Origin of the sequence: Boseongicola sp., from assembly GCA_014075275.1 — a bacterium.
Classification (GTDB): Bacteria; Pseudomonadota; Alphaproteobacteria; order Rhodobacterales; family Rhodobacteraceae.
Map to the genome: position 1 here is coordinate 3,254,972 of CP046179.1, position 26,633 is coordinate 3,281,604.

23 protein-coding genes, 1 tRNA gene and 2 pseudogenes are annotated in these 26,633 nt (G+C 55.5%); 10 read left to right on the plus strand and 16 right to left on the minus strand.

The features are described 5' to 3' along the window. Window positions 1–52: 52 nt before the first annotated feature. The 7 genes from GKR98_16330 (at window position 53) to GKR98_16360 (ending at window position 7,202) form a co-directional block, all read left to right on the plus strand. Window positions 53–829 carry a gamma-glutamyl-gamma-aminobutyrate hydrolase family protein gene (locus GKR98_16330; protein QMU59609.1) on the plus strand — a complete coding sequence of 259 codons (777 nt, stop codon included), beginning with the start codon at window positions 53–55 and terminating at the stop codon, window positions 827–829. 35 nt (window positions 830–864) lie between these two features. Then, the gene (locus GKR98_16335) at window positions 865–1,095 is read left to right on the plus strand and encodes an N-(5'-phosphoribosyl)anthranilate isomerase (GenBank protein QMU59610.1); all 231 of its coding nucleotides are present in this window, start codon (window positions 865–867) and stop codon (window positions 1,093–1,095) included. A gap of 137 nt (window positions 1,096–1,232) precedes the next feature. Beyond that, on the plus strand, window positions 1,233–1,919 hold the full coding sequence (locus GKR98_16340; GenBank protein ID QMU59611.1) for a D-lyxose/D-mannose family sugar isomerase: 687 nt from the start codon (window positions 1,233–1,235) through the stop codon (window positions 1,917–1,919). Window positions 1,920–2,073: 154 nt separating this feature from the next. Further along, entirely contained in the window at window positions 2,074–3,645 is a 1,572-nt protein-coding gene (locus GKR98_16345; GenBank protein ID QMU59612.1) for a Re/Si-specific NAD(P)(+) transhydrogenase subunit alpha, read from the plus strand. A gap of 14 nt (window positions 3,646–3,659) precedes the next feature. Beyond that, window positions 3,660–5,099 carry a Re/Si-specific NAD(P)(+) transhydrogenase subunit beta gene (gene pntB / locus GKR98_16350; GenBank protein ID QMU59613.1) on the plus strand — a complete coding sequence of 480 codons (1,440 nt, stop codon included), beginning with the start codon at window positions 3,660–3,662 and terminating at the stop codon, window positions 5,097–5,099. 565 nt (window positions 5,100–5,664) lie between these two features. After that, window positions 5,665–5,751, plus strand: a tRNA-Leu gene (locus tag GKR98_16355). Between the two features lie 99 nt (window positions 5,752–5,850). Continuing rightward, window positions 5,851–7,202, plus strand: a protein-coding gene (locus GKR98_16360; GenBank protein QMU59614.1) for an IS3 family transposase whose coding sequence is annotated in 2 segments (ribosomal slippage) — window positions 5,851–6,187 and window positions 6,187–7,202 — 1,353 coding nt in all. Because the reading frame shifts where the segments join, the coding sequence is not laid out codon by codon here. Between the two features lie 103 nt (window positions 7,203–7,305). Here the strand turns inward: GKR98_16360 and GKR98_16365 are convergent. Genes GKR98_16365 through GKR98_16380 form a run of 4 tightly spaced genes read right to left on the minus strand, consistent with a single transcriptional unit; the run spans window position 7,306 to window position 11,226 of the window. Then, window positions 7,306–8,154, minus strand: coding sequence for a TIM barrel protein (locus tag GKR98_16365; GenBank protein ID QMU59615.1), 849 nt, complete (start codon window positions 8,152–8,154; stop codon window positions 7,306–7,308). Beyond that, on the minus strand, window positions 8,154–9,302 hold the full coding sequence (locus tag GKR98_16370) for a DUF993 family protein (GenBank protein ID QMU59616.1): 1,149 nt from the start codon (window positions 9,300–9,302) through the stop codon (window positions 8,154–8,156). Before GKR98_16370 ends, GKR98_16365 begins: the two co-directional genes overlap by 1 nt. An 11-nt stretch (window positions 9,303–9,313) precedes the next feature. Continuing rightward, window positions 9,314–10,084 (minus strand): 3-ketoacyl-ACP reductase, encoded by a 771-nt coding sequence (locus tag GKR98_16375; protein ID QMU59617.1) that lies wholly within the window; start codon window positions 10,082–10,084, stop codon window positions 9,314–9,316. Continuing rightward, complete coding sequence (locus GKR98_16380) at window positions 10,081–11,226, minus strand: acyl-CoA dehydrogenase (GenBank protein ID QMU59618.1); 1,146 nt, start codon at window positions 11,224–11,226, stop codon at window positions 10,081–10,083. The genes GKR98_16375 and GKR98_16380 overlap by 4 nt, the downstream gene beginning before the upstream one ends. A 136-nt stretch (window positions 11,227–11,362) precedes the next feature. On the opposite strand from GKR98_16380, the gene GKR98_16385 reads away from it, so the two are divergent. Both GKR98_16385 and GKR98_16390 read left to right on the plus strand, forming a co-directional pair. Continuing rightward, on the plus strand, window positions 11,363–12,379 hold the full coding sequence (locus tag GKR98_16385) for an aldo/keto reductase (GenBank protein ID QMU59619.1): 1,017 nt from the start codon (window positions 11,363–11,365) through the stop codon (window positions 12,377–12,379). Further along, a complete protein-coding gene (locus GKR98_16390) occupies window positions 12,376–12,831 on the plus strand; it encodes a (R)-hydratase (GenBank protein ID QMU59620.1) in 456 nt (151 codons plus the stop codon). Before GKR98_16385 ends, GKR98_16390 begins: the two co-directional genes overlap by 4 nt. Before the next feature lie 11 nt (window positions 12,832–12,842). On the opposite strand, the gene GKR98_16395 is transcribed toward GKR98_16390, so the two are convergent. From GKR98_16395 to GKR98_16405, 3 genes and pseudogenes are all read right to left on the minus strand, one after another. Then, complete coding sequence (locus GKR98_16395) at window positions 12,843–13,154, minus strand: Dabb family protein (protein ID QMU59621.1); 312 nt, start codon at window positions 13,152–13,154, stop codon at window positions 12,843–12,845. Then, window positions 13,151–13,933: pseudogene (locus GKR98_16400) on the minus strand (enoyl-CoA hydratase/isomerase family protein). The gene GKR98_16395 and the pseudogene GKR98_16400 overlap by 4 nt, the downstream one beginning before the upstream one ends. After that, window positions 13,930–15,501: an acyl CoA:acetate/3-ketoacid CoA transferase gene (locus GKR98_16405; protein ID QMU59622.1), complete on the minus strand. Its 1,572-nt coding sequence runs from the start codon at window positions 15,499–15,501 to the stop codon at window positions 13,930–13,932. The pseudogene GKR98_16400 and the gene GKR98_16405 overlap by 4 nt, the downstream one beginning before the upstream one ends. Before the next feature lie 176 nt (window positions 15,502–15,677). On the opposite strand from GKR98_16405, the gene GKR98_16410 reads away from it, so the two are divergent. After that, entirely contained in the window at window positions 15,678–16,496 is an 819-nt protein-coding gene (locus tag GKR98_16410) for an aldo/keto reductase (GenBank protein ID QMU59623.1), read from the plus strand. 276 nt (window positions 16,497–16,772) lie between these two features. Here the strand turns inward: GKR98_16410 and GKR98_16415 are convergent, their stop codons facing one another. From GKR98_16415 to GKR98_16455, 9 genes and pseudogenes are all read right to left on the minus strand, one after another. Then, window positions 16,773–18,374: an alanine-phosphoribitol ligase gene (locus GKR98_16415; GenBank protein QMU59624.1), complete on the minus strand. Its 1,602-nt coding sequence runs from the start codon at window positions 18,372–18,374 to the stop codon at window positions 16,773–16,775. After that, window positions 18,374–19,876 (minus strand): annotated as a pseudogene (locus tag GKR98_16420) (aldehyde dehydrogenase family protein). The gene GKR98_16415 and the pseudogene GKR98_16420 overlap by 1 nt, the downstream one beginning before the upstream one ends. 149 nt (window positions 19,877–20,025) lie before the next feature. Beyond that, on the minus strand, window positions 20,026–20,409 hold the full coding sequence (locus tag GKR98_16425; GenBank protein QMU59625.1) for a hypothetical protein: 384 nt from the start codon (window positions 20,407–20,409) through the stop codon (window positions 20,026–20,028). Beyond that, window positions 20,363–20,926: a hypothetical protein gene (locus GKR98_16430; GenBank protein QMU59626.1), complete on the minus strand. Its 564-nt coding sequence runs from the start codon at window positions 20,924–20,926 to the stop codon at window positions 20,363–20,365. Before GKR98_16430 ends, GKR98_16425 begins: the two co-directional genes overlap by 47 nt. A 24-nt stretch (window positions 20,927–20,950) precedes the next feature. Further along, entirely contained in the window at window positions 20,951–21,982 is a 1,032-nt protein-coding gene (locus GKR98_16435) for an alcohol dehydrogenase catalytic domain-containing protein (GenBank protein QMU59627.1), read from the minus strand. Next, the gene (locus GKR98_16440) at window positions 21,979–22,923 is read right to left on the minus strand and encodes an ABC transporter permease (protein ID QMU59628.1); all 945 of its coding nucleotides are present in this window, start codon (window positions 22,921–22,923) and stop codon (window positions 21,979–21,981) included. The genes GKR98_16435 and GKR98_16440 overlap by 4 nt, the downstream gene beginning before the upstream one ends. A gap of 10 nt (window positions 22,924–22,933) precedes the next feature. Next, window positions 22,934–24,436 carry an ATP-binding cassette domain-containing protein gene (locus tag GKR98_16445; protein QMU59629.1) on the minus strand — a complete coding sequence of 501 codons (1,503 nt, stop codon included), beginning with the start codon at window positions 24,434–24,436 and terminating at the stop codon, window positions 22,934–22,936. A 9-nt stretch (window positions 24,437–24,445) separates the two neighbouring features. Beyond that, window positions 24,446–25,486, minus strand: coding sequence for an ABC transporter permease (locus GKR98_16450; protein ID QMU59630.1), 1,041 nt, complete (start codon window positions 25,484–25,486; stop codon window positions 24,446–24,448). A gap of 61 nt (window positions 25,487–25,547) precedes the next feature. Beyond that, window positions 25,548–26,633 carry a substrate-binding domain-containing protein gene (locus GKR98_16455; protein ID QMU59631.1) on the minus strand — a complete coding sequence of 362 codons (1,086 nt, stop codon included), beginning with the start codon at window positions 26,631–26,633 and terminating at the stop codon, window positions 25,548–25,550.

Genomic DNA, 26,633 nt, shown 5'->3' on the forward strand with positions numbered 1-26,633 from the left:
AACGCGTCCGTGTGCAGTATGCCGGACAAAATTGTCGGGATTGAATTTGACTATGGTACGACCTGTCGTTGGGATTATTGGAAACGCCTATGACCTGGAGGGCGACTATCCGGTTCATGCATCGGGGCGCATGAACTCGCAGGCCGTGCGCGATGTGTCCGAGGCTTTGCCATTGATTGTGCCCGCATCTCCGGCGCTCAGCGACCTGAACGATCTGATTGCGGCCTGTGACGGTTTTGTCCTGACCGGCGCGCGCCCCAATGTTCACCCCGAAGAATACGACGAAACGCCGACTGAGGCTTATGGCATGTTTGACCGTGACCGCGACACGCTGACGTTGCCGCTGGTTCGCCATTGCGTCGCCTCGGGTCACCCTATCCTGTCGATTTGCCGTGGGTTTCAGGAACTGAACGTCGCAATGGGCGGGTCGCTTTACCCCGAGATCTGGGACCTGCCGGGGCGCATGAACCATCGGATGCCGCCTGAGGGAACGATGGCGGAAAAATTCGCCCTGCGCCACGATGTATCCTTTTCCGAAGGCGGTGTTTTTCACGAGGTAATGGGTGCAGCCGTTGTGCGCACCAATTCGCTGCATGGACAGGGCATCAAGGAAAAAGGCGATCGCATCGTGATTGATGGCTGGGCACCTGATGGCACACCAGAGGCGATTTACGTCGATGCAGCCCCCGGGTTTACGCTGGGCGTGCAGTGGCACCCGGAATACTGCGCAGCAGATGATCCGGTGTCGCGACGGCTGTTTGAAGCTTTCGGAGATGCGTGCCGCGCCTGGCAGGCGGGTGAACGGCCCGAAAAGCTGCGCAGCGCTTAACCGAACGCTAACCATGTGTGCGTCTATGTGTGCGCATGAAGGTGACCTGCTATCCCATAGACGCCGATCTGTTTTTTACGGATTTCTTTGGCAGCAAGGCTGCGCGTCAGGGTGCGGTCGTGCGGCGCAAAGTTCGGGATGTTGAGCGCTTGGTCGGGCGAGACGTCTTTTTGCGGGAAGTGAAGCGGCGCGGATTTCCAGTGTTCGAAAATGCCGGGCAGTTTGTCGTGTTCTGCAATCGCGAGGCGATCCGGCGCTTGAAATGAGGGATGTCCGACGCGGACATCTGAATGGAAATCGACGCGATTTCCGGCTGGGAGATGAATTCCGTGTCGGAATTCAACTTGGGAAAATGCGTCATTTTCCCTTTTCCTGTCTCTCGGATCGGCGTAAATCCGGACCTATGAAACGCTCTCGCATCAACGATATCATGGCCGCTGCGGATGATATGATCCGCCATCACGGCTTTACCCTGCCACCCTTTGCCTATTGGTCGCCGGATGAATTTCGCGCCCGCACCGATGCCCGACGTATTGTCGAGGCCCGCATGGGTTGGGACATCACCGACTATGGTCAGGGGGATTTCGACAATCTGGGTCTGTTCCTCTTCACGCTGCGCAACGGCAGTCTGGCCGACCTCGAACGCGGTGGTGGCATGGTTTACGCCGAGAAGCTGTTGATCAGCCGTCAGGATCAGATCAGCCCGATGCACACCCATGTCATCAAATCCGAAGACATCATTAATCGCGGCGGCGCGACCATGGTGATCGAACTTTTTGGTTCGGACGACGACGGCAACTTCGCTGAAGACAAAGGCGGAACCGTCATTTGCGACGGTATTGAGCGCCGCTTTGGCCCCGGCGAGAAGTTGAAATTCGCCCCCGGCGAAAGCGTAACGCTGATGCCCGGCGACTGGCATGCGTTCTGGGGCGAGGGGGGCGATGTGTTGATCGGCGAGGTTTCGACTGTGAACGACGATCTGACCGACAATGTCTTCCGTGAACCTATTGGCCGCTTTGCGGCCATAGACGAAGATGTGGACCCAACTCACCTTTTGGTCAGCGACTACGATACCTGGTTGTCGGTCTAGAGCGAGAAAAATCCAAATAATTAAGGCGTCACAGAGCCGCGCATGGCCGTTATGCGCGAGAGTCGCATTGAGAAATCCCTTTCGCCGCTTTAAGGAGCGTTCAATCCGCCCAATTTCCGTTGGGTAAAGGGACCAATTCGAAGGGGAACAGCCCATGAAGATCGGAGCACCGAAGGAAACGGCAACCGGTGAAGCGCGTGTCGCAATGACGCCTGCAAGCGTGAAAGACCTGATGAAGCTTGGGCACGAGTGTATCGTGCAGAAGGGCGCAGGCGAAGCTGCCGGTTTCTCTGACAAGGCTTACAAAGACGCAGGTGCCGAGGTTGTCACGGGTGCAGCTGTTTGGGACACGGCGGATATTGTTGCCAAGGTGCGTCCGCCATCTGACACAGAGGCAAAGAAGCTGTCTGATGGTCAGACTCTGATCTCGTTCTTCTATCCCGTCGCCAACGAAGCCTTGATGGAAACCGCCAAAGGGCAGGGTGCCAGCGTCATTGCCATGGACATGGTGCCGCGCATCAGTCGCGCCCAGAAGATGGATGCGCTGTCTTCAATGGCAAACATCGCTGGGTATCGCGCGGTGATCGAGGCGGGTAATAATTTCGGTCGCTTTTTCACTGGTCAGGTGACTGCTGCGGGCAAGGTGCCCCCGGCCAAGGTGCTGATCGTCGGGGCTGGCGTTGCCGGTCTGGCCGCCATCGGCACGGCAACGTCGCTGGGTGCGATCACGCTTGCCTTTGATGTGCGCCCCGAAGTGGCTGAACAGATCGAATCTATGGGTGCCGAGTTCGTTTATCTTGATTTCGAAGAAGCTGCGCAGGACGGCGCTGCGACCGGTGGTTATGCGGCCCCGTCTTCCCCGGAGTTCCGCGAAAAGCAGCTTGCGAAGTTTCGCGAGTTGGCTCCGGACGTTGATATCGTCATCACCACGGCCCTGATCCCGAACCGTGACGCGCCGGTTCTTTGGACCAAAGACATGGTCGAGGCGATGAAGCCCGGCTCGGTCATTGTTGACCTGGCAGCTGAGCGTGGCGGCAACTGCGAACTCACTGTTCCGGACGAGAAAATTGTGACAGACAACGGGGTTACCATCGTCGGTTACACCGATTTCCCAAGTCGGATGGCGACCCAGTCTTCGCTGCTTTATGCCAACAACATCCGCCATATGATGGCCGATCTGACGCCGGAGAAAGACGGCGTTGTCGTCCACAATATGGAAGACGATGTGATCCGCGGCGCAACCGTGACCCACGGCGGCGAGATCACCTATCCGCCGCCACCGCCCAAGATCAAAGCGATTGCGGCGCAGCCGAAGAAAGACAAACCGAAAGAGCTGACGCTTGAAGAAAAGCGCGCAGCCGAGGCTGCCGCGTTCAAACAGACGACCCGACAGCAAGTTGGTCTGCTGGTTGTTGGTGGTGGACTGTTGCTGGCGGTGGGTGCTTATGCCCCGGCCAGTTTCATGCAGCACTTTATCGTCTTCGTGCTGTCAGTCTTTGTCGGCTTCCAGGTGATCTGGAATGTCAGCCACGCACTGCACACGCCGTTGATGGCGGTCACAAACGCCATCTCGTCGATCATCATCGTTGGCGCGCTGATGCAGATCGGATCGGGGTCGTTCCTGGTGATCCTGCTGGCGGCGCTGTCGGTCTTCATGGCCGGGATTAACATATTCGGCGGCTTCCTAGTGACACGGCGCATGCTCGCCATGTTCCAGAAATCGTAAGCGGGGCAGAGACAATGGAATTCGGATTTACCACTGCCGCTTACGTCATCGCGGCTGTTCTTTTCATCCTATCGCTGGGCGGATTGTCCAATCAGGAAAGCGCGAAACGCGCGGTCTGGTATGGCATCGCGGGCATGGCGCTGGCGGTTTGGGCGACGCTGATCGGCCCCGGTTCGGGCCTTTGGTTGCTGTCGGTCATCCTGATCAGTGCCGGCGGGATCATCGGCTACTACGTGGCGCAGCGCGTCCAGATGACTGAAATGCCGCAACTTGTGGCAGCCATGCATTCGCTGGTTGGTCTGGCGGCGGTCTTCGTCGGCTTCAACGCACATTTCGAGATCGGCAATGTCGCGGCGGCGATGATGTCGGGCGCAAATCTCAGCGAACTGGGCACATTCGGGGCGCTGATCGCCAAGAAAACGGTTGTCGAGATCAACATCCTTCGGGTTGAACTGTTCCTCGGCGTCTTTATCGGGGCGATCACCTTCACCGGTTCGGTTGTTGCCTTTGGCAAACTTGCGGGCAAAGTCACCACGGTCGCGACGAAATTGCCGGGCGGGCATCTGTTGAACGCTTCGGCCGCTGCAATCTCGATCCTTTGCCTGATCTGGTATTTCAACACCGGCGGATTCTTCCCGCTGTTCCTGATGACGCTGGCGGCCCTGTTCATCGGCTATCACCTGATCATGGGCATCGGCGGCGCGGACATGCCTGTCGTTGTGTCGATGCTGAACAGCTATTCCGGCTGGGCGGCGGCGGCGATTGGTTTCAGCCTTGGCAACGACCTGTTGATTGTTGTTGGCGCGCTGGTCGGCTCGTCCGGTGCGATCCTAAGTTACATCATGTGCAAGGCGATGAACCGGCAGTTTGTCAGCGTGATCCTTGGCGGCTTTGGGGCCACAACCGGCCCTGCGCAGGATATCGAGGGCGAGCAGATCGCCATTGATGCCGATGGTGTGGCGGCTGCGTTGCAGGATGCGGATAGCGTTGTGATTATTCCAGGCTACGGCATGGCGGTGGCGCAGGCGCAGCAGTCGGTCAGCGAGCTGACACGGAAGTTGCGCGAGGCTGGCAAAAACGTGCGCTTCGCAATCCATCCGGTGGCCGGACGTCTGCCGGGACACATGAACGTGCTTCTGGCCGAGGCACGGGTGCCTTACGATATCGTGCTGGAAATGGACGAGATCAACGATGATTTCCCATCGACAGACGTGGCGATTGTGATCGGCTCAAACGACATCGTGAACCCGGCGGCACAGGATGATCCGAACTCTCCGATTGCCGGGATGCCGGTATTGGAAGTCTGGAAAGCCAAGCAGGTGTTCGTATCCAAGCGCGGGCAGGGCACCGGGTATTCGGGCATCGAGAACCCGCTGTTCTTCAAGGATAACACGCGAATGTTCTATGGCGATGCGAAGGCCTCGGTGGATAGTTTGCTGCCGAAGCTGGATTGACGGCTTGAGTGAGACTTAGCGAAAGGGCCCGCCGTTTGGTGGGCCCTTTCTTTCTGATGCCAGAGAACCAAGAGGGGACCAAGTCCCCAAGGCACCCAATGCTGGGTTATGCGACCAGCACCGAGGTATGACGGCCGGGCAATTGCAAGGGCAATAGCTCGATTCGGGGTTTGGAATCTCAAATCGAGTCGCCGTGAGATGCACGTTTGCGAGTATCCAGACGTTCGTTATGCCCGTTCCGAACCTCCTGATTGAGCCTGCTAGTTCTTTTCGAGCCAAGCTGCATGCCCTTGGAGGCGTTGTTTGGCTTATGAAATTCTGTAATATGTTTGGGGAGACGTTGAACGAGATCTTGGAGGTGATTTTCCTGAACAATCTCATAGGGCTAAACTTCTGTGCAGAGTTACTTTCAAGTATGCTGGGAAGTTAAGAGCAAGAGAGAACAGGTCGGTACCTGGTCGCCATATTCCGGATTTTCCCGGAATTTTTGGTCAGCATTCGTAACTACGCGCCTTGCCCGTTGACAGATCCAAAGCATGAGGATAATAGCAGTTTCACGACACCTGCCCAGGTGGCGGAATTGGTAGACGCGCTAGCTTCAGGTGCTAGTATTCGCAAGGATGTGGAGGTTCGAGTCCTCTCCTGGGCACCATTTATCCCAAACATGTCTGAAGTCAGCGCCTATGGGTCCAATTAGGTTAATTTGATAAGAGAGTTTTGTTGGCTCATCGTAACCACTGAGGAGTGGGACATGAGACAGACAACTGGAACTCGCAGGAGCCCCGGCGAGCAGATCGTCAAAGAGATCAAGCGCGCGACGCGCAAACAGTATTCGTCAGAAGAGAAGATCCGGATCGTGCTGGATGGCTTGCGTGGCGAAGACAGCATTGCTGAGTTGTGCCGTCGTGAGGGAATATCTCAAGGTATCTACTACAAATGGTCCAAGGACTTCATGGAAGCTGGCAAACGGCGGCTTGCTGGAGATACGGCGCGTGCGGCTACGACCGACGAAGTCAAGGACCTGCGCCGCGAAGCCCGAGACCTGAAGGAGGTCGTTGCCGAGCAAACACTGGAACTGCGTCTTCTCAAAAAAAGCATGACCGGCGGTGGGGGCGACCAAGAATGAGGTATGCTGCATCTGAGAAGTTGGAGATCATCCGGCTTGTTGAGGGGTCGCATTTGTCTGCTCGTCGAACATTGGCAAAGCTGGGCATCCCCCGCACCACATTTTACCGTTGGTATGATCGGTATCGGCAGCGCGGCGACGCTGGCCTTGTGGATCAAGCGCCTAAGCCCAGACATGTCTGGAACCGCATCCCCGACGAAGTCCGGCGCAAGGTCGTCAAGCTGGCGCTGCAGGAGACGGAGCTGTCGCCGCGCGAACTGGCAGTGACGTTCACGGATCGGGAGCGCTACTTCGTCTCGGAATCTTCAGTCTATCGGGCCCTGAAGGCCCACGATCTGATCACCAGCCCGGCCTTTATCGTGCTCAAGGCGGCAAACGAGTTCAAAGACAAGACCACTGCGATCAACCAGCTTTGGCAAACCGACTTCACCTATCTCAAAGTGCTTGGCTGGGGCTGGTTCTATCTCAGCACAATCCTGGACGACTACAGCCGCTACATCATCTCGTGGAAACTCTGCACGAACATGCGGGCAGAGGACGTGACGGACACCCTGGATTTGGCGCTACAAGCATCAGGGTGCGATCAGGTTCACGTCATCCACAAACCCCGCCTCCTCAGCGACAACGGGTCCAGTTACGTCTCTGGCGATCTGGCTGAATGGCTGCAGGACAAAGGCATGAAGCATTCTCGGGGCGCACCATATCATCCCCAGACACAGGGCAAGATCGAGAGGTGGCATCAAACCCTGAAGAACCGCATCCTATTGGAGAACTACTTCCTTCCGGGAGACCTCGAAACCCAGATCGAAGCCTTCGTCGATCACTACAATCACAAGCGCTACCACGAGAGCCTGAACAACGTCACACCCGCCGACGTCTACTTCGGGCGTGACAAAGCCATTCTAAGACAACGGGAAAGGATCAAACGAAAGACGCTCGAAGCGCGGCGCTTGCATCACCGCCTGCACGCCGCATAATCAAACCAACCAGATCAGCCAAACTCTCTCTTAGTCTAGGCCGCCCTTGGTTCCAAAAACCCTGACGACGGACATATCACGGCTACCTTAGCCCCGAATCCGTTCAGCAAACCGACCGGAAGCGTTCGACTATTGCGTCCAGAACTTCGCCTGGATCGCGTTTCCACCAATCATTGGTCGAAAAAACTTCCACTTCGCAGGCCCCCGCATAACCGGCGTCCTCAACGACACCCCTGATCGCTTTCAGGTCAGCCACACCGTCGCCCATCATTCCCCGGTCCAAAAGCATATCAGAGGTGTTCTCCAGCCAATCACAAAGATGGTAGGCAAGAATGCGATCCCCGGCCGCGGCGCAACTTTTGTACAGATCGGTGTCCCACCAAACATGATAAACATCTACGGCAATGCCTACGTTTGGCGCGTCGATCATCTGGCAGACGCTCAACGCATCACGCACCGAGAAGATGCAAGTCCGGTTGCCGCCAAACATCGGGTTTAGGGGTTCCAGTGCCAGGTTGACGCCCCGCTCAGCCGCATATGGCGCAAGTTGCGCAACCCGTTCGGCCAGGATCTTCTGGCTTTCTTTAACGCCCTTTGTATCGGGCTCGGTGCCGCCAGTGACGATGGTCAGAGTTGAAGTGCCAAGACCTGCCGCCATGTCGATGGCGGCCTGCGCTTCGCCTACAAAGTCGGCTGGCGCTTCCGAGCCGGTCAGATACGGTGTTCGACAGAGGCCCACAACTTCCATGCCAGCGGCACGAACGCGTTCGCCAATCTCGAAAGCACGGTTTCCGATTTCCCGCCGCCAGAAAACAATCCCAGCCATCCCGCGTTCGGCGCAGGCATCAATTGTTTGCTCGGGCGACCAACCCGCACCGTGGCCGGCGATGTTGTGCCCGAGCGTTGCGGTGTTCAGAGCGAGCGCTGAGTGATCGTTGGCGAAGTCCCACATCAGACGCCGTATTGTCTGAGCATTCCGCTCATCCTCTCAAGTGCCAATTCGGGGTCGCGCAGCAGGCCGTTCTGATCGGCCAGTTTAAAACAGTCGACAAAATAGGGCAGGGGCCGCATGGCTTGCGCGCCGTTCAGCATGATGAAGTGATCCTGAAACCCGTTTAGCCACGCCAGAAAGACGACACCGGTCTTGTAATACTGAGTGGGCGCCCGGAATATCAGGCGCGCAAGTGGAACTGTCGGATCGAGCGTTTTACGAAAACCCTCAGTGTCTCCGTCTCCCAGTTGGCCAATCGCCTTGCCCACTGCGACGGCAAGCGGGTCGAATATCCCGAGAAGGGCATGACTGAAGCCCTGCTGGTCGCCTTCTATCCATTCCGGGTAATTGAAATCGTCACCGGTATACATTTTGACGCCTTCAGGGAGCCGGCGGCGCATGAGAATTTCCTTGTCTTTGTCGAGAAGCGAGATCTTGATGCCGTCCACTTTGTCGGCGTTTGCTTCTATGATGGCCAACGAAGTCTCTAGCGCGGTCTCGAAGTCGTTTGTGCCCCAATATCCTGTGAGCGACGGATCAAACATGTCTCCAAGCCAGTGAAGAATGACCGGGTTGTCGCTAGACGAAAGCACCTCGCCGTAGATTCGTATGTAATCGTCAGGCGAGTTGGCGACGCGCGCCAGTGCGCGACTGGCCATGAGAATGATACGTCCGTCGACTTTCTGGATTGCCTCTAGCTGATCCAGGTAGGCCGCCTTAACATCGTCGAGGGACCTCGCGTCAGCCGGATCGAGTTGATCGGTACCACAGCCGTTGAACACAAGCGCATCCGGCAATTCAGCCTTTGTTCGTTTGATCAGTTCAAGTGCGCCCGGCCAATCAAGCCCCATGCCGCGCTGAGCGGTGTCCATTGCTTCGGCGATGCCGATGCCGAGATCCGCAAGGTAGCGGCGAAATTCCATTGTCTTGTCCCAGTCAACCGTTGCTGTGCCTGTTGGATCATTTGGCGTGAATGGGTCCGCGACGACGTGCGCTGCGGAAAACACTGTTCGCGCAGGATCGGCGCCCAATTGAGAAGGCGAGATCGGCGTGCCGCTTAATTGATAGTCCGACAACTGGCCAGTTTTGCCTGGCAGCGCGATTTTCATCTTACGTCCTTTCAAAACCGTGGCACGAGCATTCCGCCGTCAACTGAGATGGCCTGGCCGGTCGTATAGGGGAGTTTTCCGGTCGCTAGGCTTGCAATGACCCGCCCAAGCTCTTCTGGCTGGCCGACACGGGGCAGCAGACACAATCCGTCCTCGGCCCGTTTTTGATAGTTTTCGATGACCGATCTGGTCATTTCGGTCGCGATTAGGCCGGGCTGCACATCATAGACAGGGATGTTCTCAGAGCCCAATCGCGCTGCGAATACCTTTGATACCATCGCCGCCGCCGCCTTTGACACGCAGTATTCGCCGCGCGGCACCGCCACTGCGACGGCATTCGAAGAAGTGACGTTTACGATGCTGTAGAACGAGTCTGGGCTTCGGTCGCGGCCCAGCGTCCTCTTAGCCCAGGCTTGCGTCAGAAAGAACATCGACTTTGAATTTACATTCAGACAGCGGTCCCAGCTTTCCTCTGTCACTTCCAGAGGATCGCCGCGCGACATCACTCCAACGCCGGCATTATTGACCAAAGTGGTAATGGGCCCTAGAGCATCTTCGATCAGGGCAAACGCCTCCTCGTGGGCGTCGATCTTCGAAACGTCGAAATCCGCCTTGTATGCTTTGACCCCGGCGGCTTCTACGGCTTCAACCGCGTCGTCCAATTCGCGGCTGTCCGGAAACGAGTTCACCGCGATATCGAAGTCTTCCCGAGCCAGTTCCAATGCTGCTGCCAGCCCAATGCCCCGGCTTGATCCCGTGATGAGGGCAACTTGCCTGGTCATGCAGTTGCTCCATTTTTGATAAGTTCGCGTGCGATGATCATACGTTGGATCTGATTGGTTCCCTCATAGATTTGTGTGATCTTAGCGTCTCGATAGAGGCGCTCGACTTCAAAACCGCGAATGTAGCCGGAACCACCAAAGACCTGGACCGCGTCAGCAGTCCGCGCGACTGCCATATCGGCAGCGAAACACTTGGCCATCGAGCAGGCCTTAGTTGCCGAGACGCCAGCATCGATCTTGGATGCTGCCGAATGTACAAGAAGCCGCGCAGCTTCGATATCCTTTGCCATATCCGCCAAAAGCCATTGAACACCTTGAAATTCAGAGATCGGCTTTTTGAATTGTTTGCGCTGTTGAGCGTAGTCCACAGCGGCTTCAAGTCCGGCCTGGCCCAGACCAACAGCCAGCGCTGCAATGCCAACACGGCCTTTGTCCAACACACTCATCATCATGTGAAAACCGCGGTTCTCGTCGCCCAGCATCGATCCGGCAGGTAGTTTCACGTCGGTGAATGTCAGGGCACCAACCTGGCTCGCCCTTTGTCCCATCTTATGCTCTTTCGGTCCTCGTTCGACACCATCGGAATGCAAATCGACCATAAAAATCGACATGCCCCGGTTGCCGGCCTCTTTGTCAGTTCGGGCCAAAACAAAACCAACGTCAGCAACTGGCGCGTTGTGAATCCAGATTTTGCCGCCATTGAGGATCCAGCCGTCGCCGTCTCTTATGGCCTCAGTTCGGATGCCGGATACATCCGTCCCTGCTTCTGGCTCGGTGATGCAATACGCAACTTTGATCCTCGAAGTCATCACATCGGCAAGATAGCGGTCGCGCTGTGCGTCGGTGCCGTGGCGAACGAGAAGTGTCGAGATTAACTCGACCAGACCGCACTGATCCGCGACCGAAGAATAACCGCGGCTCAGCTCTTCCATGACAAGCGCGTAAGTGATCGTGTCAAAGCCGGGGCCGCCCAGCGCTTCGGGCACTCCAATTCCGAACAGGCCTAGTTCACCCATCTGTTCGTAAATTTCGGCAGGAAATCGTTCTTCGCGGTCCAGTTCCTCGGCCATCGGGCGAATGACGCCGTTGGCAAAGTCTCGCGCCATATCGCGAACCTGATAGTGCAATTCTGTCAGATACATAGGGTTTCCAGTAGTAACTATCTAGTTACTTTACGATCTGACGGTCTGTAAGGTCAAGGGGGTATGAAGGTGAAATCGTTCTTGCAACTTGCGGCTCTCAGCGTTAATAACCATTTAGTTACTTAAAGAGAGCGCCATGCAGCCTGGAACAAAGAGTAAGTTTGGTCGCGTCGATCTGGAAGTTACAGCCTTTGGTTTTGGCACAGCCCCGGTTGGCAATATTTTCCGCGAGATCGACGAGGCAACATCGGATGCGATGTTCCAGACGTCCTGGGATCGTGGTGTTCGGTATTTCGATACAGCGCCTATGTATGGCCATGGCCTGTCGGAGTTACGCACTGGGCAATCCCTGCGATGGAAGCCTCGCGACGAACTTGTTTTGTCGTCAAAAGTTGGCCGCCGTCTTGTCCCAGCCAAACGCGAAACCATCGACTTTGCGCCCTGGAATAATGCCGCTCCATTTGTGGTGGAATTCGACTACACATACGATGGCACAATGCGCGCCTTTGAGGATAGCCTTCAAAGGATGGCACTTGAGCGCATGGACATTTGCTTCATCCACGACATCGACGTCTTCACACGCGGCGACGAACAACCCGAAGTTTTCAAGCAGGCGATGGACGGCTCGTGGCGGGCACTTGAGAAGTTGCGCGACGAGGGGGTCGTAAAGGCGATTGGTGTCGGCGTGAATGAATGGGAAGTCTGCCACGAAGCATTGAAACAGCGTGACTTCGACTGCTTTTTGCTTGCAGGGCGTTATACGCTTTTGGAACAAGACTCGCTGAACGAGTTTCTGCCGCTTTGTGAAGAAAGAGGCGCTGCGGTTGTTGTGGGTGGCGGTTTCAATTCAGGTATTCTCGCGACTGGCGCGGTTGAAGGGGCCAAGTACAACTATGCTCCGGCACCTGCCGACATCATGGAACGCGTCGCCAAGGTCGAAAGAGTCTGCGCAGAGTACAACGCGCCGCTGCCGGCTGCCGCGTTGCAGTTTGTTGTCGCACACCCAGCGGTACCTTCGTTTATCGCGGGAACTCGGACGGTCGAACAGTTAGAGAAGAACTTGGATTGGTTCAGTTATCCAATTCCGCCTGAGTTCTGGGCTGACCTAAAAGCCAAGGGCTTGCTGCGCGAAGACGCGCCGACCCCTAATTGAGCGGTCGGCCGCTCCCGGAAGGCCGCTCCCGGTTTGACGACATCTTGATTGGCGACTGGTTGCAAACCGGCACGACCGAAATCACGGCGGATATGCTCGATGCTTTTGCTGAGATGACTGGAGATAGATTTGAAATTCACATGAGCGATGAGGCTGCTCGGGCCAAAGGATTTGCTGGTCGCGTCGCCCATGGTCTTTTGGTTTTGTCTTTGATCGACGGATTGAAGAACCAATCGCCCGCTCAGTTTGACGCAATTGCCTCGCTCGGCTGGGATTGGCGGTTCTCAAGGCCAATTCTCATCGGGGACATGATTTCAGCGCGGATCGAAGTCATAGGGAAACGCGTATCGCATCGAGCAGGGCGCGGAACATTGACACTCGATGTTAGCGCCACAAATCAAATCGGCGAAATCGTTCAAGAGGGCATTAATTGGTTGATGGTTCATCGCTGAGGTGCTGCCAATTAGACCTCAAAATCAAAAACGAAAACACCATCGGCTCCACCATCAAGCTCTGCCACGATCCTTGCTCCGATGCTTTGATGTACTTCGTCGTTCAGATAAATGTCGCGCACATTGGTGTCGCGGAAATCGAACCAGAATACATCGCGAAAGTCGCGCACCAAGGGGTCCTCGACACTGACATTGGGACGTGCCTGAAAATCAAGAATGCCATCTATTCGTTGATTTAGCATTGCCAGATCATCATAGAGCGCTTGTTTGGTGGCCGCCGACGTTTCCGGCTTGAACCGCAAACCGACAAGATGCCGTATCATGTGTCATCCTTTCCAAAATCGGATGGGCGTCGCTCGCGAAACGCAGATAGCCTTTCCTGGAGTTCCGTTGATCCCGCCGCGATCGTGCCGGCAAGCGACTCGATAATACGCTCGCGTTCCTCGCCCTCGGCTGCATTGATCATCATCTTTGTCAATTAGGTAGCACGTGGAGCGCGGGCAAGAACGCGACCAGCTGCATCCTCTGCTGCGGCCATTGCTGCCCCAGTCTCAGTCACGTGATCCACAAGGCCAAGTGCAAGCGCCTCATTGGCGGTGAAGGTTTCGCCTAAAATTGCCATACGGCGCACGACTTGCGAACCGAAGCGTCGCACGGTGCGCTGCGTACCTGACCAGCCCGGAATAATGCCCAAGCCTGTTTCCGGTTGTCCGATTTTGATGTGGGATTCAGCGATGCGCAGGTCAGCGCAAGCCGCAAGTTCGAGGCCGCCTCCAAGTGCATGGCCGTTGAGTACGGCGATCACCGGTTGTGCGAGGCGTGCCAGGGCGTCGAATGCGATATGCCCATCGCGCACCCAGTGACGGCCGAACTCTTCAGGCGTTTTGTCTGACCAAGCATCGATGTCGCCGCCTGCGGAGAATGCTTTGCCTGCCCCAGAAAGGATCACCACGCGCGCCTCAGATCGCCCGATCTCGCGACATCTTGCGGCAAGATCATTGACCATTGCGGCGTCGAGCGCGTTGTGTTTGTCCGGCCGGTTTAGAACGAGCCGCGCAATTCCGCCGTCGATGCTGAGGAGAATTCGGCTGTCCGGGCTCACGGTGTCAATCCGATGGGGCCGCTCTGAAACAGTCTTGCATCCATGATGCGAAGGTTATTGGATACCTGTAGGGGCGCGCCGGCTTGCGAAAGTACATCGCACTCGAGATCAATTCCCGGTGCGATTTCAGTGACTTCTAGGCCGTTCTTGGTCAGGCGCATCACACATCTTTCTGTTATATAGGTCGCTTCTTGTCCCTGGGCGATAGCGCGAATGCCAGAAAACGATACTTGATCCACCTCGGGCACGATCTTCGCGATCTTTCCTTCGCGATTGATAACTAATTTACCATCCTCAACCGCCATCTTCGCCCCGGCATTGAAGTTGCCTGAGAAGATGATTTTCTTCGCGCGCGCCGTGATGTCTACAAAGCCACCCGCACCTGCCGTCCTGTGTGGAGTTGCCGCCAGACGCGAGACATTCACCGAGCCATCGGTGCCGATTTCGAGAAAGGACAACAAAGAGCAATCAAATCCACCGGCCTGAAAGTAAGCGAATTGGTGAGGCGAAGCCACAAAAGCTTCGGCATTGGCAGCGCAGCCAAACTTGAAGTCCAGTAGAGGAACACCCCCGACGGCGCCTTGCTCGATTACCCATGTAACCGCGCCATGATGACCCTCTTCGATGAAGATTCGAGGCACATTTGCAGATACTCCGAACCCGATGTTCACAGCCCATCCGCTTTCCAGTTCTTGCGCTACCCGGCGCGCAATCACTTTCTGAACCCCGAAATCCATATTTTTGAAACTGTCCAATGGACGGATCAACTCGCCTGAAATGGCGGGATCGTAGACGGTAGCCGTAGTTTGAAGCATTTCCGGCGCTTCGACGACGTGATCCACAAGAATGCCGGGGACGCGAACATCGTGCGGCCGGATTGAACCGTTCTGCGCGACCCGCCTGACCTGTGCAATGACGATGCCGCCGGTATTGTGTGCCGCCAAGGCCATCTCCATTGCGCCGAGATAAGCGCCTTCGCTTTCAAAGCTTAGGTTGCCACGCTGATCTGCCGTTGTTGCGCGAATGATCGCTACGTCAGGTTTCAAGGCATCAAAAAACAGCCAATCCTCACCACCGAAGTTTTCGTGCCGAACAATAGGTCTGGCACGTGCCGCGTCGTTCATGGCGCAGCCTTCCAGATCGGGATCGACGAAGGTTTCCATTCCGACTTTGGTGAACACACCGGGACGATGTCCTGCGCCTTCGCGTAGCATGTCAAAAACAATACCCGAAGGCACGTTATAGGCTTCGACCTGATTGGCGGTAATCATTTGCCAGATCAAAGGCGGGTCGGCTTTCGTTGGTCCGGATGGGTAGGAGCCGCCGATAATGCGCGATAGACATCCCGGCTTGGCGATGTGATCGACGCCTTTGGTGCCAAAGAAGTCTCCTGCGGCAATAGGATGAATTGTCGTGAGATTCCGCGGTGATCCGGAGTTGTCAAAGCGTTCGCCGAGCGCGGCGAGCACTGCATCGGGGCAACACAATCCACTGGACGAATTCACCGCAACGACGGCTTCGTCGGCGATAAGCGCAGCTGCCTCGGCGGCGGAAATCTGTTTACTCACTTGTCCTCCCCAGGGTTTGTTATTGCATAAAGTAACTAGTTAGTTATTTCGACTATGCCAATGTAAGCCCCATGATTCAAGGAATATTCCGAGAGTCGCGTGAAATTCTCGCTCACTACTCTTTCCATTAAGTAACTAGCGAGTTACAAGTTAGGAACACCATCAGGGAGCGTGTAATGAACATCTATTTCGAGAAAACACATCAGCGCGCATTCGGGACTTTCCCTCTAACGGGCGACGTTGCGCGGGAAGCGATTCTGGAAGCAGCCAAAGTGGGTTATCGCGCATTCGATACGGCACAGATGTATGAAAACGAGGCCGAAACAGGCGAAGCGCTCGCTGCCACTGGTCTGGCAAGGGGTGAAATGTGTGTCACGACGAAAGTGCATCCGGATAATTTCACTGAAGGCAAATTTGTTGCTTCTGTCGAGCAAAGCCTCAAAGATCTTCGTGTGGAATATGTTGACGCTCTATTGGTTCATTGGCCACCAATTGAAGACAGTATAGCGCTTTCATTGAAGTTGTTAGAAGACAGCCTAAAACGAGGTCTGACGAAGAATATCGGCGTTTCGAACTACACTGTTGCTATGATGAAAGAGGCAGTGATGATCGTTGATGCGCCGATAGTGACGAACCAGGTCGAATTTCACCCGCTTTTGAACCAAGATGTTCTGCTGAAGGGGGCCAATGAAGCGGGCATTCCACTGTCGTCATATTCTTCGGTTGCTCGTGGCGAAGTCTTCAAGCATCCAGAGTTCGCTGAGATTGGCAAAGGCTATGGCAAGTCTGCTGCGCAAGTGGTCCTGCGCTGGATCGTGCAGAAGGGTGTCAGTGTGAACACCATGTCTACCAAGCCGGAAAACATCCGCGCTAACTTTGAGATCATGGATTTCACACTAAGCCATGTGGATATGGCGAAAATCGAAAAAATGACACACACCGGCTATCGCATCGTCGGATCCGATCTTGTGCCATGGGCACCAGACTGGGATTAGGAACTCACGGTTTCTCGCTGGTCTGCGACGCTCGTATTCGATCGGACAGAGGTGTTTTCGATACTTTTGCCACCGATTTGAACTTCGGGTGTAGGGCAAGGAGCGTTGGTTGCGCATCGGCTTGCAGAAGCCCGAACGCCAACCTTCCGTAGAATTTTGCGCTTGGCAAGAGCAGAATATCGGGCTTTGCGACCGGGGATATTCAGGAAGCGCATGAAAGTGACCGAAAAAAAGATGGGCGACAGCTGACGCCCATCCAGTCAGGGAGGTTAGGTATTATTGGTTGCCTCGGATCATATCACTGGCTTTCTCGGCAATCATGATTGTCGGAGCATTGGTATTTGACCCTATGAGACTTGGCATGATTGAGCTGTCGCAAATTCGGATGCCCTCCAACCCGTGAACGCGAAGCTGAGGGTCGACACCGGACATTTCGTCCGTGCCCATCTTGCAGGTACAAGTCGGGTGATAGGACGTGCGCCCATATTGGCGGGCATAGTCTTCTAACTCAGACTGCGTTTTGACGTTGTCATCCGGAAAGCGGATCTGCCGTACGTACTTTTGAAGAGAATGCTGCGAGAAAATTTCGCGGCTGATTTTCACACCTTCGACAGAAGTCTTCAGGTCGTCTGGATGTCCTAGGAAATTTGGGTCTACCAAAGGTAAGTCGCCAGGATTGGAGGAACGCAACCGCACAGTTCCCCGCGATTTCGGGCGTAAGGTGTATGAATTGAGCGTTATCCCTGACGATCCTGGAGGTACACTTGGCACGCCAGCCTCGGCACCTGCACCTGCCAGGAAATGAAACTGCAGATCGGGGACGCTTTGCGAATTGTCGGCGTACCAGAAGGCCCCGCCTTCAACGACGTTTGAGGTGACCGGGCCGGATTTGAACAGATAATATTGCGCTCCTGCCCAAGCAGCCATGTACCACTTGTTGTACTTATCAAGGCTGTAGTGGCCGGTCAGTTCTGCGACGATGTCGATGCCGAAATGGTCATTCAGATTCTCACCAACACCAGGCAGATCAGCGACGACGTCAATGCCATGTTCTTTTAGGTGCGCAGATGGTCCGACACCGGACAGCATCATAATTTTCGGAGTGCCAATCGCGCCGGACGTGATCAGCACTTCGGCCTCTGCTTTTGCGATCTTGCGACCCTTTGGGGTAGTGTATTCCACTCCCGTCGCGCGATTTCCTTCAAAGGTGACCCGATGCACAATGCATCCGGTTTCGACGGTCAAGTTTGCGCGCTTCAATACAGGGCGAAGATAACCGACCGCAGCAGAGCAGCGCTTGGCGTCCTTTGTTGTAGTCTGATAGGCGCCGCAGCCATCTTGGATTTGGCCATTGAAATCTGGATTATAGGGAATGCCAAGTTCTTGGCAGGACTGCACGAATGCCCGTGTCATCGGTTGGGGATCGGGTATATTGGAAACCCCGAGCGGCCCGTCGGTACCGTGCCAGCCGCCTGACAGGATCGTGTTTCCTTCGGATCTAATAAAGTATTTCTGGATGTCCTTGAATGCCCAGCCTTCGCATCCTTCCTCGTCAGCCCACCGGTCATAGTCGGAAGGCGTGCCCCGCGTGAAAACTTCGGCGTTTACTGAAGAGCCGCCGCCTAGAACACGGCCTTGTGCATAGGGAATTTCGCGATTGTTTGCATGGGTTTGTGGGACAGTATTAAATCCCCACATATGGGGTCCGCTTGTCATTTTGGCAAACCCAACTGGCATGTGGATCAAGGGATGCCAATCCTTGCCGCCCGCTTCGAGCAGCAACACGCGTGTACCGGTGTTGTCGCTTAGACGGTTTGCCAATACGCAGCCGGCTGATCCGCCGCCTACAATCACATAGTCGTATCCGTTCGTCGCCATTACTCCACCCAAGGACTGCGCTTGCCTATTTCAATGTGAACCGATTTGACCTGAGTGTATTCTTCAACGCCATAGATTCCTGCTTCGCGCCCCCAACCGGATTGTTTCATGCCACCAATTGGTAGCTCCGGGCCACCTGATAGCGTTGTATTCACCCAGAAGCGTCCGGCCTGTACGCGGCGCGTGACCAAGAGCGCTTTGTCGATGTTTTTGGTCCAGACGCTGGCAGCCAGTCCGTACTCAGTGCCATTGGCGATGTCGATCGCCTCGTCCACTGAGTCAAATGGTATGACTGTAAGAACCGGTCCGAATATCTCTTCACGAGCAATAGCCATGTCCTTGGTTACATCAGCGAAAATCGTTGGCGCAATGTATTGACCGCGCCCAAGGTCGAGTTGTTGGCCGCCATGGATCAACCGCGCGCCTTCCTCCTGGCCTTTGGAAATGAAACCCATAATCGTTGTGTTCTGGGCGTCTGTTGTGATTGCACCTACTTGCGTGGCTTCATCAAGTGGATCGCCCACAATGACTTTGGCTAATTTATCGGCAACCATCTGCGCAAACTTGTCAGCCACCGAACGTTCTACGATCAGACGAGATCCTGAGACACAACATTGACCCGTGTTGAACGCAATTCCGAAGGCCACACCATCGGCGGCATCTTCGAGGTCGGCGTCGGCGAAAACCACCTGAGGGTTCTTTCCTCCGAGTTCGAGGCCCAGCTTTTTGAAGTTTGAATTGGCCGACGCTTTGACAACGGTGCGCCCGACAGCGGTGGAGCCGGTGAAAGACAGCATATCAACGTCCATATGCTCGATCAGAGCTTGACCGACCGACCGTCCTGAGCCTGTTACCACATTGAAAACGCCATCGGGCAGCCCGGCATCCGACATGATCTCGGCAAGTAGAAGCGTTGTTGCCGACGTCATTTAGGATGGTTTGGCGACCATCGTGTTTCCAGACGCAAGGATGTAGGGAACCCTCTCGCAAAGGATAAGGAACGGAAAGTTCCAGGGTGTGATCAGACCAACGACGCCAACCGGTTCGCGGGTGACTATGCCGAGCGATCCGTCACCAAGATTGTTGAAACTGTCGCCATGAAGAGAGCGTGCAAGGCCGCTGCAATATTCGAACATCCCAATACAGCCTTCGACCTCGCCGCGCGCTTGACTGATTGGTTTGCCATTCTCAAGGGTTTCCCAATAGGCGATCTCTTCGACGCGCTCGCGCATGATGTTCGCGGTCTTCAACAGCAGTGCGGCCCTGTCCGCGCCGCCCAGTCCCGACCAGCGGCGATCTTCAAATGCCTGACGGGCCGAGGCGACGGCTGAATTTAGGTCTTCGCTTGTACATTTGACCAGGTTCGTGACCGGAACGCCGTGGCCGGGAGAATTCCGGGTCAGCGTCTCGCGGCCGCCTGCCGGAACATAGGCACCGTCGACAAAAAAACCGAATTCTCGCGGTGTTTCGGGCAGAGAATGCTGCCTTGATGCCTTGTCCATGGCGAATCCTTCCAAGCGTTTTTATCTCTTCAATTTAGTATAAGTAACTAAATGGTTAATTCAAGAGAAGATCAATCCAAGGCACCAAAATTGCACAAGATGGTTCGGGTAATTCATGTCTCGACCCGTTCAGCAAAATAGGGGTAATGTCATGGACGGCAGACCTGCACAGAAGCTAATTCGGTCGCTTCCATCCAGCGAATGACCAGCGGTGCGGCCTGATAGCTTTCCATGACCGGTGACCATTCCTTGAACCATTTGGCTTCAAGATGCGCATCGTGGTGGGACTTTGTCGTCCATCTTTCGACGACCGTCAGGCGGGACGGATTTCCTGGATCACGCCAGAGTTCATAGAGTTCGCAGCCGCTCTCGGCGCGCGAACGTGGAACAAATTCGGCGTTGAACATGCGCACGAAATCTTCCGCGCGATCAGGAATAACGTCAAACTCGACGATGATGGGCCATTTTTCCACAGAAATGTGCCGGTCAGTTTGAAGCGTCGAGGCCATCGCGCCAGTCGTTCCAGCCGCCATCAGTTGAGGAAGGTGCTTCGTGCCATTCGTGAAGGATTTCACCTGTGGCAGGATCCTTGTCGGGAATTGGCAGGGACATGATGCTCTTGCAGGCACGATAGTAGAGATCAGGTGTAAGATGGGATTCCTGAATGTTGTCCCAGTCACGACCGCCGGCATATCCGCCACACATCATGATATCATCTGAAGCGATTATATGTTCGTGACTAACACCCGCAGGCATGACGATCACGTCGCCGGCTTCGACGCGGACTTTCGTCCAACCACCTTCCCCGACCGAGAGGTTGAACTCCATCCATCCGGCAGCGCAGCCGAGGCATTCGTGGGTTGTGGAATGGAAGTGTGGGTAATGATAGACGCCTGGATACTCCCAGTTATTGCTCCAACCGTTTTTGCGAAAGCGTGACTTGACCGCTTCTGTTCCGCCGCCGGGGATTGCATTGCGGTGAACCAATAGTGGAAAGCGGCTGTTCGGGATCATGCCTTGAGGCTTGGATGTGTAGGCTTCGGTCGGCATTTCTAACTCCCTAATGGATTGGCGCTAGGCCATTACGATCTGGGTCTTCAGGTCTTTGGGTCGATCCGCAAGAGTTTCGAAGGCATTTTGGATGTCTTCAAGCGGGTATTCCGCCGCGACAAAAGGATCTGTGTGGATGCGTCCGTGAGTGAGAAGCGTAAGCGCGTCGTGCATATCTTCGCCCATGCCGGCGACAGAGCCTTTGATCGAGTTTTCTTCCAGAATCGTTTTCAGGATATCAATAGGCAGTGTTTCGCCCGCGCCTGTGAGACCAAATGCAGCGAGGTGTCCGCCCTTGCGTATCAGGCGCTGAGCCTTAGCATAGAGGGCAGGGTGACCGACGCTTTCAATAACAATGTCAGCGCCGCGTTCTTCAGTGGCGTGTTTGACGGTTTCTTCCAGTTCATCAGATTCACTGATGCCAATGTCCGCGCCGCAATCCAGCGCCATCTGCACCCGGTCTTTGCTGATATCCGACACGATGATCGGGGCAGCACCAATGGTGCGAAGCAGTTGTACGTGAAGGTTCCCGATAGGGCCCGCACCTATTACTACCACCGACTGACCGAATGTGATTTGCGCTTTGCGGGCGGCACGAACGACGCAGGCGAGCGGTTCAGTGAGCGCCAGAACTTCGGTCGGCACCTGCTCGGAGGCGGGAATTACAAGGCGGGCAGGGACAGAGATGTACTCCGCAAAGGCACCGTCCATTGTGATGCCTATCTGCTGCATTTCGGGGCAGTTGAGAATTTCGTTCCTGCGACACCAATAGCAGCGTTGGCAGCCGATGTTCATGTCGACGACAACAGGTTGTCCCTTAGTCAGGCCTTTCACTCCACGACCAAGCTCTGCTATGTGACCAGTGAATTCATGGCCTGGGATCATCGGCAGGCTTTCGGCGGCGTAGTGGCCGTTGAATATGTGCATGTCGGTGCCGCAAATTCCGGTGCGTGCGATCCGAACGAGCGCTTCGTCAAAGCCCGGTGTAGGGCGCGAGATGTCGCGCAACTCGAACCTGCCGGGTTCGACAAGAACCGCCGCGCGCATCGTCGTCATTTTACCACGCCCCGGAGTTTCGAGCGATCGATTGTGAGTGCGATTGCGGCAATCAGAACGAGGCCAAAAACCATCTGTTGCTGGGTCGCGTCTATTTCCAGATAGACCATGGCCGAGCGGATGACGACGACGATAAGCGTGCCGATCAGCGTGTTGATTACACCGCCGACACCGCCAGTCAACGGCGTCCCGCCGACCAGAACCGCGACGATGGCAAGAAGTAGGAAGCCGTTGGCAAGATTTGCATCTCCACCCGAAAGCTTGACTGAGAACATCAAACCCGCGACGGCCGCAAAAGTGCCGGAAATGGCGAAGGCGATGATCTTGATGCGGTCGACGTTAAGACCGGATGCCACTGCGGCAAGTTCTCCCGAGCCGACGGCTTTTAGAGCGCGACCAAAGGTTGTCTTCGTTTGCAGAACCCAGGCAACGAAGAGAAGAAATCCCGCGATAATGAGTTCGTTGGGAGCTCCCGCGGTGGTTTCGAACATCCAGCCGAAAGACTCGTTACGAAGTGTTGCGTCCATGGAAAGCGCGCGTTCGCCTGAGAGGTATTTGGCACCAGACAGCGCAATGAAGCCTACTGCCAACGTCGACACAAATGACGGCACATAGAGCCGCGTTGTCACATAGCCAGAGATAGCGCCGAAGACGAAGCCCAGCGCAACGCATACAAGAGCAACGCCCATACCTAACTGCGCAAGGTAAACTGTGGCAACGACAGTCACCAGATTGGCCATTTGCTGAACCGACAAATCGATACCGCCAATGTAAATGGCGAAAGTCATGCCCAATGCCATGATGAACAGAGGCACGATATCAGCGATCAGAGCGATCATTCCTGACGGATTGAAAAAGGCCGGGTTCGCCGTGCCAACCAGAAGTGCGAGGAAAATCAGGGTCAACCAAGGCAGATATGGTCGGATTTTTTCGATGTTCATTGTAGCGGCCTCAGATCATGTGATGGACGAGATCATAAAGCGACGGCTTGTCGCCCGGTTTCCCATCAAAGCGTTTTTGAAATTCCCCGTCTTTGAGGACGAGGATGGTGTGCGAGAGTTCGATCGCTTCTTCCAGAGTGTCAGCCACGAGAATGATGCCGGCGCCCTGATCCGACATTTCGCGAACCATCTCGTAAACGTCTTCCTTTGCACCAATGTCGAGGCCACGGGTCGGGTGGTCGAGCAGGATGATGTCCGAGCCGCCAGAGCGCCACTTGGCCAGAACTACTTTTTGCTGGTTGCCGCCTGAAAGGCCGCCGCAATCCTTGTAGGTATCCGGCGTCTTGATCGCGAGACGGTCAATCCACTTTCGAGCGAGGGCTTTTTCCTCGCCCGATTTCAGCAGACCACCTGTGGCGTATTTCTGCATCTGGCTGAGGGTCATATTTTCGTAGACATTCATGCCCGCGACAATGCCCTCAACTTTGCGCTCTCGAGGAATGTAGCCCACGCCAAGATCCACGCCGCCTTTTGCGGTGAAACGGGTTATTTGCTGGCCCTTAATTGCCACCGTTCCCTCCGTCGGTGTCTCAAGTCCGAAAACAGTGCGGAGAATTGCTTCTCGACCAGACCCTTCTGTGCCGACCAGACAAAGAACTTCGCCCCGATGCAGATCAAAAGATATGTCATCAAACTTCCGACCGTCGCTGACGTTCTGGAAAGACAACACGACCTCGTCCCGGTAGTCCTGTTGCTTTTGCTCCCGGTAATATTCCTTGTCGACATCGCGCCCAACCATCTTGTGCTGAATGGCGTCGACTTTCGCCTCGTTTTGGCCGACAACGTCGACTACTTCGCCATCTTTCATGACGTAAATGCGGTCTGACAGCTCCAGAACTTCGTCCATTCTATGGCTGACGAAAATGAAACTTGCTCGATTGGTGAGTTCGCGCACAAGGTTGAACAGCAGCTCGACTTCTTCTTTGGCCAGCACCGACGTTGGCTCATCCAGCAAGATAACGAGATCGCCGTCAACTCTCTCTTCCAGCGTCAAAACCTTAGCAAGTTCAACAAGTTGGCGCTGGGCAAAGCTGAGTTCTGACGTGATTGTTGAAGGATCGATGTCCAGTTTGACTTTGCTCAACTGGTGCCTTGCCGCCTGCGCCATGGACTTCCAGTTGATGACGCCGTAGCTGACGAACTGGGCCTCGTAGCCAAGAAAGATGTTCTCCATGACCGTCAGATTGGTGATCAGGGATTGTTCCTGAAAAACCATTCCAATGCCGTGGTCCATCGCCTGTCGTGGGTTCTGGAACCGAACTGTGGTGCCGTCGATAGTGATGTTGCCGCCGTCGGGCTGGTAAGCACCGTAGATGACTTTCATCAGCGTCGATTTTCCAGCACCGTTTTCTCCAACGAGGCCGACGATTTCACCCCGGTTCACTTTGAAGTCTACGGCCTTAAGCGCGTGAACACCCGGGAACATTTTGTCTACTGCGCGAAGCTCGTACATATCCGCCCCCTATTTCACGAAGCTGACGGACTTGCGGTCGGTCGAGAGGACGACCGCCGCGATGACCAAAACGCCAAGTGTGCCGTTCTGAACCCACCCGGGCAGGCCGATCACGACCATCCCGTTGTTGATGACGTTGACGATCAGGACGCCGACAAGCGTATTCCAGACGCCGCCGAGGCCGCCCCAGAGTGCGGTTCCGCCGACGACAACGGCGGTGATTGAGACGAACATGAAGTTGTTCCCGGTTGCGGTTTCGGCGATGCCGATTCGCCCGACAGCGAGCAGCGCGCCGACAGCGAAGAACACACCTGCTAGCGTGAAGCCCATCAGACGAACGCGTTCAACGTTGAGGCCGCTTGCATGGGCAAGTTCTTCGCCGCCTCCAACAGCGTAGAAGTTGCGACCGAGTGTTGTGTGAGACTGGATGAACCAGGCGATCAGAAGAAAGGCGAATGCGACGTAGCACATGATCGGGAAGTTAAACCAGCGGTCGGTCAATAGAGATCGGAAGACTGGATCTTCGACCCGGATCCGGTCGCCACCCGTTAGAAGCAAGGCAAGTCCTGTGCCGACGAACCCCATGGCGAGTGAGGCCATGAAAGACGGAATTTTGAGTTTAATATGCACAAGGCCGTTGATGAAGCCCATCACGGCGCCGACGACCAGCGCCAGTGGCATGGCGATCCACGCCCAGCTCAAGACTGTACCACCCCAGGCTATGAAGGCGAATGCGAAGATTACAGCGCATACCGAGACCGTTCCTTCCATCGAAAGGTCGATCGACCCCATGATGATAATGAATGTCACGCCAATGGCGACCATCAGAGCAGGGGCCGACGAGATCCCGATGCGGGCCGCGTTGCGGATCGACAAAAAACGCGAGTCAAGCAAGTAGACGTGATCCTTACCATCTCGAAAATCCTCCAGCCACTCAAAGAAGGGGAATAGGACGATCAGAACGAATAGTACGAGGAGCGGCGCCCATTTGACGACGCGCTCGCGATTAAAGAAGGAACCCGCGCCCACAACGGCCGAAATGTCAGTCATATCTCACGTCTCCGATATTCGGTGTCAGGGCCGGCTGGGAGGTGCCGGCCCTGTAGTGGGATCAGATGGCCGGGGTAGTTGGGCCCCAGAAATCCGACCAATCATACTCGGGCTTGGCATCGATAAAGTTGGCTTTGAACGCGGCTGCGTCAGCTTCGGTCACCATGATCGAGGGGCCGAAGAACTCGCGATGTTCGCGTGGTTCCTCGGACGGATTGAACGTTCCAATGGCGGCATGATACGCGAGCGAAGAAAGAGCGCCGCCTGCCCAGAATGGATTGGTATCGACGGTGACTGTCATTTCGCCCTTCTGTATTAACTCAACTGCCTGACTAGTGCCGTCATAGCCGCCGACCTTGGTTGTTCCGGCCATGCCCTCAGCACGCAGCGCTTCCAGAGCGCCAAAACTCATAGTGTCGGAGGCGCAGATCACGCCATCTATATCGCCGTGGCGGGTGATGAGCGAAGACATGACCTCGGCTGCCTTCTGGGTGTCCCAATTGGCGGGCTGATAATCGAGGAGCTCGATGTCAGGGTAGTCTCTGAGCGCGTTCATCATGCCTTGGCGGCGTTCGATTGCTGGCGGATTCGATGGAATGCCTCCGAGACCGACAACACGACCCTTACCGCCCATGGCGTCAAACACCACGCGTGACGCCTGATCGGCGGGATCAACAGACGACCACGAGGCGTGTGCGACGTAGTTGTCACCGAAATCCCAAGGGTGGAGGTCTTCGGTTTTATTCCAGATGGTGCAGACGTAGGCGTTAGCATCGGCCACTGCTTCAACGATGGGCCTTCCGTTCGGCCCATCGTTGGCGTCAATGGCAAGAGCAAGCTTCGAGCCCACTTTCGCGAGGAGAGCTTTCACATCGGCCAGTGATTTCTCGGATGATCCTTCGTTAATCAGCTGAACCATTTCGGACTTACTCATGCCAATCGATTCGACGAATGCCTCCCCGCCCGAAGCGATGGCGTTCCAATAGGGATTGGATCGATTGCGAAAACTCCAGGCAACTGTCGGTGCGTGCCCGTCCGCCATAGCTCCGCGGGCCCAGGGTGCAGCGACAACCCCTGCGGCACTTGCCAGCAAAAAGTTGCGGCGACTGATTGTGAGGGCGTCTAGGTGAGACTTGATGAATGGCAT